The organism is Fibrobacter sp. UWT3, from assembly GCF_900230125.1.
Taxonomy (GTDB): domain Bacteria; phylum Fibrobacterota; class Fibrobacteria; order Fibrobacterales; family Fibrobacteraceae; genus Fibrobacter.
Window position 1 is genome coordinate 565,522 of record NZ_OCSS01000002.1, and the last position, 13,433, is coordinate 578,954.

The window sequence follows — 13,433 nt, forward strand, 5'->3', positions numbered from 1 at the left end:
CGCGGGTGACGAAAATAGGGTGATTTTTGCTTAGTTTGTCTGTGTTTTGGCTGTTTTTTACATACTAAAACATTGCTTCGGGAAAATTGGTATGTTGGGTCTGTGAATGCCGATTACGGATTGCATACTAATTGAACTTTTTTGGTGTTTTAGTATGTAAATAGATGCGTTTTTCCCGCTCCTAGACGGCTGCTCCGAGGCTTGCGGGCGTTATTTTGCAGCCTATAGGCGGTTTTCCGCGGGCCGTCGCGATGGAAGTGCTCCGCCACCGCATTATCCTGAACTACGAGGCCGAAGCGGAAGAAGTCTCTGCCGAAACCGTTGTGCAGAAGATTCTGGATTCTGTTGAGGTTCCGTAAACTTCGTGGTCATCTTTGGTGCATTAAACCCGCGCAGTCATTCTCAAAAGTCTAAAATCCCCGACCAATCGGCCGGGGATTTTTTGGAGGTGTGTTGTTGCGAGAGAGTTATCGCCTTACGGCTTTGAAAAAACCGAGAGTCCTGTTGCCTTGCGTAACCTTGACGAGGTATGCGCCTTGCCGCAGGGATATGTGAAGCTCGTTCCCCTGCACGGCGCGGAATTCCGCGATACGGTGGCCCTGCATGTCGAAGATGCTTATGTCGTGTGCGCCGCCGTCGATGCCTTCGAGACGGAGCGTGCTACCGTCGATTCGCCCGCTGATGGCGTTGCTTTGCATCATGGATTCGGCTGCGGTGATGCCCTCGGTTCCTTCCGCACTGGACGATTCCGGTCCGGCGATTTCTGCGCTTGAAGAAGAATCCGTTTCTTCGGAACTGCTGGACTCCGGCTCCACCTGAATCAGGCCGCCATCGGTGATGGGCGTCTTTGCCCGTGTGAGGACGTCGAGCGGGTCGGGCTTGCTGGAATCGAACGCTTCATGATCGTCGCGCAGGTGCTTGGCGAGTTCGGGCACCTTCGCCTTGATTTCTTCGATATTCGCGCGGGCGAGTTCGTAGGCGCCGTATTCGCAGAAGTGCGTCTTGTCGCTCGCGGTGTACATGTACATTTTTTCCTTGTTGCCTCCGAGCGCCTTGCCGAGCGTGATGCTGTGCTGGTTCAGGTCGAGCACGGTGACTCCGAGTTTTTTGCCGAGGGCGCGCATACGTTCGGGAAGCCCGCCCACGGCTGTTTTCGGGTCGGTTTCGTTCTGCCTTGCGGTGGATGTCACGAACAGCGGAGTGGCCCCCTTCGCCTTGATTTCGTTTGCGTACTTGGTGAGGGTGGTTTCGTAGTTGTTCACGTCGTTTTGGTTCTTTTGGTCGTTATGCGCGAACTGCACGGTCACGAAGTCGCCCTTCTTGACCTCGGAGAGGATCTTTGCGAGGCGCTTCATGCTGTAGAACCCGCTGGCGGTAAGGCCCGATTCGGCGTAGTTCGCGATGGCAAGGCTGGATTTGAAAAATCCCGGGGCCATCTGGCCCCAGCCCGCCCACGGTGCCATAATCTGGTCGACCACGGTGGAGTTTCCGCAGAGCCAGAGCGTGGTCACGTTGTCGTTACGCTTGATTTCGATTCCTGCGACGGCGGGCGCCTTGCCGCTGATGACGAAGGTGAGCTTCTTGTCCCAGGTGCGGTAATCCTTTTCGCGGTCCTTGATGCTCATGGTCACCGAGCCGTCCATGCTTTTTGTTTCCATGCGCCTGAGCGAAACGGTCTGCCTGCTGAACACGCCGCCGGCGAGGGTGACGCGATCGAGCATGAGCTTGCGGTTTTCGGCCCATACGGTGGTTTCGCTTTCGTTCTCGCCGTCACCGAGAATGAACGTCACCTCGTAATTGCCTTGCGGGAGAGCTACCGAGAAAACCATGTCGCCCTTCGCCGTCAGGAAATCCGTGGTGAGGTCGTCGTCCCACAGACGGTCTACCGAAGAAACCGTCCCGCTTTCGAAACCGAAACCCTGCGAGTCGCTGTACTTGGTGTTGGCCTTGACCTGCGTGTAGCCCGCGGCAACCGGGCCCTCGCCGAAGTCGAACTTGTAGTTTTCGGCGGCGTCTGCCGTAGAGAATGCGGCCAGAAGCGCTGCGACAGTCACCATCGTGGCGGTTTTGACAAGGGTGTCGTAGCCCTTGATTTCAGTTTTGTAATCCATAATAACATCCCTTTTACACGCGTTTGTGTTTGTACTACAAAATGTACTATAAAATTTTTAAAAAAGCAAGAAAAATTTCAATTTTTTTTTAAATTATTCCCTCGAAACCGCAAAATGCGCCAAAATGGCGATTTTCCCGTCGAGTTCTACGCGCAGGTAGTAGCGACCGGCCGAAAGTCGGGCGCCTCCTTGCAGGAGTGCTGTGCTGCCGGCCGAAACCATGCGGGTCGCGTCAACAACAGTCTTGCCGAGCGCATTCATGATTTGTATGTGTGCCAAGCCGCCGGCGGAACGGAAGGTGAGGTTCCGGGGGTCGAAAGCCGTTTGGTTCTTTTGCATGGTGGCGGCGATGGCGGTGCCCGTTTCGGAATCCTGCGTGCCGCTAGAGTCCCTGAGTACTTCGGCGACGGGACAACCGACCCGGTGTACGGCCTCGTTGGTAAAGGACACCATGTCAACGTTGGGGCCTCCGTTATTTGTTGTGGAATAGAGGACCATGTCAAAATCTACGGCGTCGAGCCAAACGTCGTCCACGTAGGCGGTGTCCCAGATATCCCAGCCGCCGGTAGGGGGCAGCTTTATATCGTAGGTGACGGCGTCGATCTTGATTTTCATGTCGCGGTTTTCGGTTCCGTCAAAAGCGTAGCGCACCATAACCCGTGCGTTGGTGGCTGACCTGTCGGAAGTGAGCTTGTACGTAGCTGTGCTGGAAATGTCGTTGGTCAAGTTGAAGAATCCCTTGCCTACGTAGCCTTCGTGGTTCGTGTCGGTGGTGCCGTCTCCCTTGTCCGGGTTTGCCATGTCGATGGGTGAAGGCCAAGCCTTGATTCCCTTGAGGTTGGAACATTCTACGACGGCAGAACTGGATTGCGGAATTTCGGAACTGGAAGATTCGGGCGCTACAGAACTGGAACTTTCGTTTTCTGTGGCTGAATTGGCGACACAGGCGGAGCCGCCCTTGAACATGGCGGTGTAGGTCGTGTTGTGATTAGGCGTCTTGAAACCGTAGTAGAGCTTGTTGGACGAAATCTTCTTGCAGTTTTCGTCTGCCCAGTATTCGAAAGTCTCGCCACTTGCGGGGGCCACCCGAAGGGTCATGGGGGAACCTCCCGGGAAACTCTGGTCCTGCGTGATAGCGCCCTTTGTCGCGATGTTCGCCTTTACGGTCACCTTGTAGCGGGGGCGCAACGCCGAAACGAGCTTTGTGAGTTCTGCCTTTGATTCGGGCGAAAGGAAGGTGTCGTTTACGCCCCTTTCCAGTTCTTCTGCAATCATGGTGCCGTGGCCCATGGAGCCCATTTCCTGGAAGTGCGTATTCCCGTCATTACTGCCGTTAGGGTAGTTGGGGTAAAGTCCTGCGTCCAGTTGCATGTAAAGGAATTTCTTGACATACGAATCCATCATTCCCTTGTATGTATTGTTGTAGGTATTGTAGGATTTCATGTTCAAGTCTACGAAGGGAATCTTGTAATCCTTCGCAAGCTTTAACATCATGCCGCGGGAATCGTAGTTGTTGCTTCCGGTAGAAAATACGTTGCGCGACCCGCTCATGGTGACGGTAGAAACCAGCACCGGGGTTGCCCCGCGCTTTTGCGCCGTCGTGATGTACTGCTTCATGTAATACGGGAAGGAATCCTGGGGCACGTAGCGTTCCGGCTTGTTTGCGGTGCGGTCGTTATGCCCGAACTGCACGAACACGAAATCCCCTTTCTGGATGTTGGGCTCGAGGCTTTTTAGGCGGCCATCCACAATGAAACTCTTGGAACTGCGCCCGCCAATGGCCACGTTGTTTACCTTCACGCGGGAGGCGTCGAAGAAGTTGTTCAGTACCTGGCCCCAGCCTTTTTGCGGGTATGCGGAATCCTTGTAGTTGCAGACCGTAGAGTCCCCGATGACATGGATGGTGAAGGATGTGGTGTCGCTCACGGCAAGGCTTGCAAACAGGCCCGCCACGATGGCGTATTTGAAAAGACTCTTCATGCGGGCTCCTTATTTTATGTTTGCCCAGGTGGCGCTAAATTTGTGTTTCCCGTTGCGGACGACAATGCGGTAGATTCCGCTTGCCTGGACGATGTCGGACAGGTCTATGTTGTTGCTGCCGGAGAGCTTGCGGGCGACCAGACGGCCCGACATGTCGAAAACATCTATCCTCGTGTTTTCGTTTTTCGAGACAGAAAGAATGTTGCCTTTCAGGGATGTTGTCTCGACTTCGGGAACGATTCGTTCCACGCCGTCGACGCTGAACCCGAATGCGTCTATGTTCGGCCCTCCGTTTTCGGTCATGGAAATGAACTTGAGGATTCCTTCGCCATTGATGAGGTCTAGATCCACGTAGGCGGTATCCCAGGTGTCCCAATCTGCCGTGGGCTTGAACTTCACGATATAATCGTGGTCGAGGTACACGTTCAGCGAGCGCTCTTCGGTGCCGGCAAAGGAATAGCGGATTCCCATAGTCACGTAGCCTGCAGAGGGAAACTTCATCTTGTATTCGGCGGTAGAATTCAGCGCGTTTTCGAAATTGAAGAAACCGTTGCCTGTATAGCCTTCGTGGTTTGCCTCGGTGGCGCCGTTTCCCGTATCGGGATTGGCGGCGTCGATAAAGTTCTTGATGTCTAGGCTTATATGCTTTTCTTCTTCTTGGACGGTGTCTTTCGCGGTAGTGTCTACGGAGTAAGTCACGTCGGAAAGCTTTTTCGGCGTCCCTGTCGGGAAACTTGTCAAAGCCTTGCCGTCGCCGGTATATTTTTCTGCGGTGCCGCCTTCATAAACTGCGGTGTATTGCGTGCTGGCAGAACCCATGACGAAGGTGTATATCTTGTCTGATTTTACCGTGGTATTCGCGTTCCCGCTTACCTTTTTGCCGTTGCCGTCATACCAGCCGAGAAATTTCTTGCCGGATTTCGGGGTGGTCTTGAGCGTTACCGTCATGCCCTTGGGGTAATAGGAGCTGATTGTCGTTGCCTGGTCGGAACCTGCGGGGCTGACTTTAACGTCTACCTTGTACATGGGCGCCAGGTAGTCGGCAAGCTTTTTCACTTGTGTGTCCGGGTGTACGCGCAACTGTTCGGTAATGATGCGCCCGAAAGCGATGGCTCCGTTCTGCTGGAAATGAAGGTTGTCATTGTTCCCGTTCGCGTAGTTGCTGTATTCGCCCTTGTCGAGCACCACGTTCAGGTAATGGTGGGCGTAGAACTGGCCTACGGAAAGCAGGTAGTTGCGGCTCAGGGTGTCCATGTCGATGATGGGCGTGTTGAGCTTCTTCGAAAGTTCGCGTGCGATAATCGGGTAATTGTGGTAGGATTCGTAAATGGAATCCTGTTTGTTACCACGGAAATCGCTGCGGCGTACCGGATTCACTATGATGGGGTAGGCCCCCTTGGCCTTCGCCTCGTTGATCATCTTGGTCATGTAGGTGCGGTAACCGGCTTCGGAACTGTAGTTGCGGTCGTTGATGCCGAACTTGATGAATACGTAGTCGCCTTTTTGGAGGGCGTTCTTGACCGGGGTCCATTTCCCGCCGTTGTAGTAAGTTTCTGCGGCGGTACCGCCTGCACCGTAGTTCTTGACGGTCGCGAGCCCGGAATCGAAGAAGTATCCAAAATTCTGGCCGATGCCCTGTTTGGGGTAATAGCCTGCATTCCAGTCCTGCATGGTGGAATCGCCGCACATGTAGATGGTTACTTTCGCCCATACGGCTGCCGGGGCCAAGACCATGGAGAGTGCCACTAGGCCTTGCCAAATTTTTGAATAAAATCCGTTCATTTTAAACCAATCCCTTTTTTGTGAAATCCGATAATAGTCAAAAAGACGCCTTGCGCCCTCTTGAAAAAAAGGCGAAAAACGTGAGAGTTTAGTGAGCTTCCGCGACACGTATGAACGTGCCGCGGAAGCGAGTCGTTTAGGGAACTTTATTTCTTAAAAATGCCCTTGGAGATGTACTTGCCGTCGATTTTTACGCGCACAAGGTAATTGCCCTTCGGGAGCGGTTCCTGCGAGAGGTCCACAGCGGGCTCACCCGCGGCGACAAACTTCGCGATGGTCCCTACGATGCGGCCACCCATGTTGTAAATCTCGATTTCGGCATATCCGCCACGGGCAAGCTTCTGCACGCCTGTCGCAAGGGCGGTCGTTCCTTCCGCAGAGGCGAGCGTCACACCCGGCACCCCGAAGTAGAAACCGTCCACGTTCGGGCCGCCGTTCTCCGTGGTGGAGGAGAGCTTGATCGTGTTTTCTCCCTTCACGATGTTCACGGGAACCTGGACTTCTTGCCAGGTGGTCCAGCTGCCGGTAGAAGGCAGGCTTACGCTGACCGCTTCGCCACCGTTTACGGAGAGGTTCATGTCGCGGGCATCGTTCCCGCCGTTTGCGAACACGATGGAAATGGTCGTCTTCGCGTCTTCCTTCGCGGTCACTTTCCAGGTGGCAAAACTCGTCGCATCGTTGTCGAAGTTGTAGTAGCCCTTCTCTTTCCAGCCTTCGTTCGTGTCTTCGGAGGTACCTTTACCTTCTGCCGGGGCGGATGCATCCACGAACGATTCCTTCGTCATGTCGTGCTTGATTTCAGGAACTTCGGGAGTGACAGGGTCGACGATCACCGGGTCAACAACCGCGGGGGCAGCGCCGTCACCTGCGAGGTAAATGGAGGGCTGCTTCAGGTTCTTCACCGCGTCGGGCAGGTAGTAGCCCAGGTGCGGCGGCTGGTTGTATGCCACGTTCTGCCAGGCAATGCTCACGCGGTAGTGCGGGTCGTGCATCAGGGTGTACACGCGATAATCCGTCTTGACCGGAGTGCTGAAAATCGTAATCATGGAAGCGTCGCTGCCGGAGCGCAGAACAAGTTCTTCGCGCCAGTCCCCGAACAGGTCGGCCACGAGGCCCGGGTTCTTCTTTGTTCCGTTGTTCGTGGTGGACTTGTTCACGTTGCCGTAGGTGAAGTAGCGGTTCGCCTTCTTGTCCTTGGTGCTCCACTTGTCTATTGCACCGTCAAGCAGTTCGTCTTGCAGGTCGCCATCGAAATAGATGCGGAAGTTCACCGAGGGCTTGCTGCCCGAAATCTTCTGGCCCTTCACGTTCTTCACTCCGTCGCCCGCGCTGCTCCACATCTCGAATCCGCGATGGTCCGCGTCGATGTCTGCGGCGAGGCCTCGGCCGTTATCTACGCCCGGGTTCGGCTGCTTGGTGCCCCAGATGATCTTGCCGTCGGGGCCGCGGAAGTCGTCGGTGTAGGTGGCGGACTTTTCTTCGTGAACATCCCACGATTCAAGGCCCGGGCGGTCGGGATCCATGTCCGAAAGGTGGAGCGCGTCGCCGTGGCCGAGCCCCGTGCGGTAAAGGAGCGTGCCGTCGGACTTGAGGGCCGCGGAACCGTACACGATTTCGTCCTTGCCGTCGCCGTTGATGTCGCCCACGGAAAGGTTGTGGTTGCCTTGGCCGTGGATTCCCTGGCCTCTCGTTTCGGACTTGTGGTACCAGCGCTGCTTGAGCTGCTTGCCGTCAAAGTCGTAGGCCACCACGTAGGCGTTGGTGTAGTAACCGCGGCACATGATAAGGCTCGGGTGTACACCGTCGAGGTAGGCGATGGCCGCGAGCATGCGTTCGCTGCGGTTGCCGTAGGTATCTCCCCAGTTCTTGGTGACGTTACGACCCGGCACGTAGTCGATGGTCGTGATGGCCGCACCGGTTTTACCGTTGAACACGGTCAGGAACTCGTTCCCGCTCATGATGGTACCGGTCTTTGTGCGGTAATCCTTGCTCTTGTCGCCGATGACCTTGCCCGTACCGTCGACCGTGCCGTCGCTAGTTTTCATGGCAACTTCGGCGATGCCGTCGCCGTCCAGGTCGTAGACCATGAACTGCGTGTAGTGGGCGCCCGCGCGGATGTTCTTGCCCAGGTCGATGCGCCACAGCTTTTTGCCGTTCATCTTGTAGCCGTCGATGTACACGTTGCCCGTGTAGCCGCTCTGCGAGTTGTCCTTCTGGTTGCTCGGATCCCACTTTACGACAAGCTCGAGTTCGCCGTCGCCGTCCAGGTCGCCCACGCTCATGTCGTTCGAGGTGTAACTGCAGCTGGAACCGTCGGGCATCTTGAGGTCGCCCGGGCGGTCAAGCTTGAGGGTCGCGTACGGGATGTTCTTGCCGTCGGAATTGGCCGACTTGTCGAACACGAACGAGAGCCCGGCCTGCGCGCCTTCCTTGCCGTCCGAGACCGCGGCGACCGTATACTTGGAGGTCGCCTTGCCCGAAGCGTCGAGGTAGTTTGTCGCGCCGTTCCCTGCGATGGTCGCAATCTTTGTCCCGTCACGGTAGAGGTTGAATTCGGTATTCGGGGCGTCGCTCCCGAGCAGGCGCCAGCTGACCAGCATGCCTTTTCCGACGTTCGCGGCCACGAGACCGCGGCTCAGGTTTTCCATTTGCCGGGGCGCCGCGAATGCTTGGGCAGTCACCCCGAGAGATAGCGCCGCGCAGAGCGCAAGCGCCTTTTTCCTATTTCCACACACCATATTTTCCTCCCTAGAAGGGGTTGCGGTACAAATCGTACCGAAAATTAATATAATCCAAATTTTTATTAAAAGTCTACATTTTCTCAATAATTTACCTAATTTTACAAAGGTAAATTGCTTTTATTTGCTATAAAATGTCCACATTTGCAAAAAATTGCCGAAAAATGTCCCGTTTTCGCCATTTTTTGCGCCTGTTTCGAATGTCAACACCCCGAGGCGGGGCTTGAACGCGTCCCGTACTGGGAAAATTTTTAACTTTTACTATACCATGTACTACATTTTTATGTATATTTAATATCATGAATACCTTCGTAAACATTTTCGAGTTTACCAAGTTCCGCAAGTTCCTGGCCGAATACCAGGAGCGCCGTCAGGCGGCGGAGCCATCGTTTTCGCGTACCGAGTTCTGCAACTTGCTGGGGCTCCCGAATACCCGCAGCTATTTCAACGACGTGGTGCAGGGCAAGCGTGTGACCGACAACATGCGCGAGCGTTTTATAAACGTTATCGGGCTCAAGGGAAACGAGGCGAAGTATTTCGAGGCGATGGTCGATTTCGACCAGGGAAAGACTGCCCAGGTGCGCGAGGCGGCGTTCGATGCCATGATGCGCCTGAACAAGAACCCGCAGGCGATTGTGGACCCGGACAGTTACGAGTTCTTTGGCAACTGGTATAATAGTACTGTCTACGCGATTCTCGAGGTGATGGATGTGGGCGACGACGTGTCGGAACTTGCGGCGAAGATTTTCCCGCCCGTGTCCGAGAAGCGCCTGAAGGCAAGCCTTGAACTCATGCAGAAGATGTCGCTCGTGCGCAAGGACGAACGCGGGTTTTGGAAACCGACGAAGGATAGTCTTGCCACGGTGCAGCAGAGCAAGAGCCAGATGGTGCTCCAGTTCCAGAAGCAGTGCCTGGAACTCTCGAAGCAGGCACTGGAATCCGAAGGGAGCGAATCCCGCGACATGACCACGTTCACGTTCGCGGTGTCGAAATCCGCGCAGGCGAAGGTCGAGAAGGCTGCTGAAAAATTTAAGGCGCAGGTGCGCCAGATCGTGATGGCCGATAACGAGACGCCGACCGTCGTGGAGCATGTGAACCTACACGTGTTCAGCAATATCCGCGAAAACAATAAACCGTCCGGTGCGGGCGAGGCGTAGGGAGGGAGGTGTTTATGGGATGCTTTAGGAATATCTTTGATGCGGGGCGATTCGCGTTCGCTTTTGTCGCAGTGTGCGTACTCGCCTTCTTTGCGGCCTGCAGCAATACGTCTTCTACGGATTCTGCGGGGATTTTGATTGAGACGAATACCGGTAACAAGGGGCTTGCACGGATTCTTGTTTCTACCGAAAATCTGGATGTTGTCGCGGGCGATACAGTCGTGGTGTTCAAGGCGAGTGCCGATACCGTAGGCGATACTTTGTATGTAGATACGGTGGACTACAGGCATGTGGCGACCTCGATCGAGTGCGCGTCGGGCGTGATGTCGCTCGATAGCCTGCCCGTGGGCGATTACGAATCCGTTTCGGTGCACCCTCTGGAAGGTGACGTGCGTTCCGTGGCGGTATCCTGGAACGTTGAGGAAAATTCCACGAATATCGACCGTGCGCTGGATGCGGAATTCAAGGGCGCTGTCGCGCTCGTGCTTCCTGAGGGTTTTGTGGATTTGGCCTCGTCGGATGAAGTGTTTGAGGATATGCCTTTCGCGGTCCGGCTCCCGGATGTGAAGAATCCCTGCCTGCTGGATGCTGACGGCAACATGGTGCGTCTCAGCCGCGCCGAACTTGCGGATGTCCCCACGGCAAAGGCTTCTGATTCCGCTGTCTATTGGGGCGTGATGCCGCAGGTCGCCTTCGACGAGAATGGCGCGATTTCCCTTGACATCGTAGAATCGTGCCAGTCCAGTGACCGGATTGACCTCGCGCTTGCGCGCCATGTGGAACATTTTGACTCGTTCGAACCTTCCGAGGCGGCGCTCGCTACCGGCAACGAGCTTGCGTCCGTGCTTGGCAATTCCCGCTGGGTGGATTCTACCGACAAATGGTTCTACATTCCCGATTTCAAGCCATTCTCCGAAGACGGCTACTACATGGGGCTCTCCATCTGGTTCAATGTCGATTCCATGCAGGTGGGCGAGTACGCACAAATTATTTCTGCCAAGAAGGACAGCACGGGGTTCACGTTGCAGAAGCGCGGAGCATCGGGTGCGGTGAACCTCAGGCTTGATACGCGCACGGGCGTTTACAATACGGTCGTGGGTCGCGCGAACGGGGTGCTCGACGGAACCTGGCACAACTACTCGTTCAAAATTCACGGCGATAGCGTGACTACGTTCATTGACGGAACGCTGCTGGAATCCAGGCAGTTCGATGCGGGCGAGGGCTTTGCGGCTGCATTCAACCCCGCAATCGGCTATGGCGGTATCCGCGGCGGTATCGACGAGGTGTTCTTCTTCGACGGCACGCAGTCCAACAACTGGATGCGGCTCTTCTACGCCCTGCAATATGCGGTTATAAAGGAATAAATGGGTGTTTAAGGCGCCTTTTGGGGTGTATTTTTGCGAAATGTGGACTTTTTTTAGGTAAAGTGTTGTAAAAATTACATCATTTAGTTTGAAATTGCGTAAAAACTATTGACTTTTAATAAAATTAGACGTATATTTAAAGTAGTAAACCTTATAGTAAAAAAGGGAGATAAATATGTTTGGTGTGATGGGATTGAATTCTCGCGGAGTGGTGTCCGCGGCAATTTTCACGCTCGCTTTTGCGGGCCAAGGTGCGTTCGCTCAGTCGTGGTATGCAACTGACGTGCGTCAAGGGGGCCATGACCCTTCCATGTACAGGGACGAGAATGGCTACATCCTTATGTCCACGAATAACAACCTGGCAATGTGGACCTCGACGGACATGGTCAAGTGGAGTTCGAAGGGCCAGATTTTCAGGGATAGCCCGCAGTGGCTCAAGAATGCCGTGGGCGGCAAGACCGACGGCATCTGGGCTCCGGACCTGTTCCATTTCAATAACCAGTACGGCGTGTTCTACTGCGGCTCCGTTTTTGGCCAGCGCACGTCTGCCATCGGTGTCACGACGAACGCGAACCTGAACTTCTCGGATCCGGCGAAGGGATGGACGGACCAGGGCGAGGTGACGCGCACCACGAACAGCAACAACTACAACGCGATTGATGCCGATGTGGTGGTAACTCCCGATGGTCAGTACTGGATGACGTACGGTTCGTGGAATGCGGGCGGTATCCGCTTGATCAAGCTGGACCCCAAGACGGGCAAGCAGGCGAGCGACGACAAGAACAACTACCAGATCGCGACACGCGGCGGTACGGGTATCGAAGGCCCGAGCCTCATCGAGCACGGCGGCCAGTATTTCTTGTTCACGGCCTGGGACGTGTGCTGCAAGCAGGGTAACGAAATCGAACAGACCACTTACAAGACGGCCATGGGCCGCGCCGACAAGGTGAACGGAACCTACAAGGACCGCAGCGGCAAGGAACTCAACAAGGGCGGCGGAACCATCCTGATGCAGCGTTACAGCCGTTATGTGGGCCCGGGCGGTGGCGAGGCCTTCAAGGACCTGAACCGCATCCGCTTTGTGCATCATTACTACGACCTGACCGGCGACAAGTACAACCACATCCACATTCGCGACCTGGTGTTTACCGACGACAACTGGCCCGAAATGGGGCAGCCCTTCCTCGGGCGCTACCTGAGTGCCGAGGCGGAACACGGCATTATGACACGCGGTGCGACGGATGACCTGACCTTCAATTACACGAAGGAAGCCTCGAACGGCGAATACGTGGGCTACATCAATACGAAGGGTTCCAAGATTCGCTTGCCGATGAACATTATGCAGGCGGGCGACTACATTATGCGTTACCGCTACGCGAACGGCGGCGATAATGATGCTACGCATAAAGTAACGGTGAATGGAAAGGCGCAGACGGTAAAGCTCCCGAAGACGGGTGCCTGGGGCAGTTTCCCCGAAAAGTCCGTGGCGATGATTCCGGCGACGCTCAAGCGCGGTGGCAACTTTATCGAGGTGGAGCCCGACCAGAATTTTGCGGAACTTGACCGCATCGACTTCTTGCGCGTGATTCGCGATACCATTCCGGGCAACGGCTTCGATAACGGCATCAAGGTGCGCCTCACGAACGATGACAAACTTGCCGTCAAGAACGGCGGTTACGCCATCTTCGAAAACGTGGTGACGGATTCCATCAGGAGCACCGAAGTCAAGGTTGAACTGCAGCAGTGCAGCGGCGGAACGCTCAGCATTCGCGAAGGTTCTGCTTCGGGTACGGAACTTTCCAAGTGCACTGTTCCTTCGAGCTGCGCAAACGGCGCCTGGACCGAAGTGAACTGCTCTGCCACCAAGAAGCTTTCGGGCGTCAAGGACTTCTACCTCACGGGTAGCGGCATGAGCGGCGAAGTGCTGGTCGGCAACATCCGCTTCGGCAAGATTGCCGAACCGCCGGTATCTAGTTCTAGCGTGAATCCGCCGGCATCTAGTTTTAGCGCGGCTCCGATGGAATCTAGCTCCAGCGTGACTCCGCCGGAAAGTTCCAGCAGCGGAACGACTGCGATTGCGCAGGCGAAATCTTTGAAAGCCAATTACAAAATGACGACGAATGCTGCTGGCTATACCTTCCATTTTGATCGTCCCGGTAATTACGAAATCATCGTGATGAACCCGCTGGGTCAGCTGATGGCTCGAAAGACGGTGCGCATGGAATCTGAAGTGTCACTGCAGGGACTGCCAAAAGGAAAGTACATCTTCAAGGTGATGAATCGCTAACAGAAAAAGGGATG

The 13,433-nt window shown here is 55.1% G+C and carries 8 protein-coding genes; 4 read left to right on the forward strand and 4 right to left on the reverse strand.

Going from position 1 to position 13,433, the window contains the following annotated elements:
- Window positions 1-215 precede the first annotated feature (215 nt).
- Entirely contained in the window at window positions 216-359 is a 144-nt protein-coding gene (locus CRO08_RS16565; RefSeq protein ID WP_255252315.1) for a hypothetical protein, read from the forward strand.
- A gap of 108 nt (window positions 360-467) precedes the next feature.
- Here the strand turns inward: CRO08_RS16565 and CRO08_RS10160 are convergent, their stop codons facing one another.
- The 4 genes from CRO08_RS10160 to CRO08_RS10175 all read right to left on the reverse strand — a co-directional run bounded on the left by CRO08_RS10160 (window position 468) and on the right by CRO08_RS10175 (window position 8,611).
- Window positions 468-2,111 carry an SGNH/GDSL hydrolase family protein gene (locus CRO08_RS10160; protein WP_255252316.1) on the reverse strand — a complete coding sequence of 548 codons (1,644 nt, stop codon included), beginning with the start codon at window positions 2,109-2,111 and terminating at the stop codon, window positions 468-470.
- Between the two features lie 93 nt (window positions 2,112-2,204).
- Window positions 2,205-4,091, reverse strand: coding sequence for a GDSL-type esterase/lipase family protein (locus CRO08_RS10165; protein WP_097036104.1), 1,887 nt, complete (start codon window positions 4,089-4,091; stop codon window positions 2,205-2,207).
- A 9-nt stretch (window positions 4,092-4,100) separates the two neighbouring features.
- Window positions 4,101-5,825, reverse strand: a complete 1,725-nt coding sequence (locus CRO08_RS10170; protein WP_255252317.1) for a GDSL-type esterase/lipase family protein — start codon at window positions 5,823-5,825, stop codon at window positions 4,101-4,103.
- A 194-nt stretch (window positions 5,826-6,019) separates the two neighbouring features.
- Entirely contained in the window at window positions 6,020-8,611 is a 2,592-nt protein-coding gene (locus CRO08_RS10175; RefSeq protein WP_097036106.1) for a carbohydrate-binding protein, read from the reverse strand.
- A 299-nt stretch (window positions 8,612-8,910) separates the two neighbouring features.
- Here CRO08_RS10175 and CRO08_RS10180 point away from each other — a divergent pair, with 299 nt between their 5' ends.
- The 3 genes from CRO08_RS10180 to CRO08_RS10190 all read left to right on the forward strand — a co-directional run bounded on the left by CRO08_RS10180 (window position 8,911) and on the right by CRO08_RS10190 (window position 13,419).
- Complete coding sequence (locus CRO08_RS10180) at window positions 8,911-9,768, forward strand: TIGR02147 family protein (RefSeq protein WP_097036107.1); 858 nt, start codon at window positions 8,911-8,913, stop codon at window positions 9,766-9,768.
- Between the two features lie 14 nt (window positions 9,769-9,782).
- Entirely contained in the window at window positions 9,783-11,132 is a 1,350-nt protein-coding gene (locus CRO08_RS10185; RefSeq protein ID WP_097036108.1) for a LamG-like jellyroll fold domain-containing protein, read from the forward strand.
- 187 nt (window positions 11,133-11,319) lie between these two features.
- A complete protein-coding gene (locus tag CRO08_RS10190) occupies window positions 11,320-13,419 on the forward strand; it encodes a family 43 glycosylhydrolase (protein ID WP_255252318.1) in 2,100 nt (699 codons plus the stop codon).
- Window positions 13,420-13,433 lie beyond the last annotated feature (14 nt).

Coding starts and splice junctions, on each gene's coding strand:
- CRO08_RS10190 (WP_255252318.1), top strand. CDS start 11,320: ATGGGATTGAATTCTCGCGGAGTGGTGTCCGCGGCAATTTTCACGCTC.
- CRO08_RS10175 (WP_097036106.1), bottom strand. CDS start 8,611: ATGGTGTGTGGAAATAGGAAAAAGGCGCTTGCGCTCTGCGCGGCGCTA.
- CRO08_RS10185 (WP_097036108.1), top strand. CDS start 9,783: ATGGGATGCTTTAGGAATATCTTTGATGCGGGGCGATTCGCGTTCGCT.
- CRO08_RS10180 (WP_097036107.1), top strand. CDS start 8,911: ATGAATACCTTCGTAAACATTTTCGAGTTTACCAAGTTCCGCAAGTTC.
- CRO08_RS10165 (WP_097036104.1), bottom strand. CDS start 4,091: ATGAAGAGTCTTTTCAAATACGCCATCGTGGCGGGCCTGTTTGCAAGC.
- CRO08_RS10170 (WP_255252317.1), bottom strand. CDS start 5,825: ATGGTCTTGGCCCCGGCAGCCGTATGGGCGAAAGTAACCATCTACATG.
- CRO08_RS10160 (WP_255252316.1), bottom strand. CDS start 2,111: ATGGATTACAAAACTGAAATCAAGGGCTACGACACCCTTGTCAAAACC.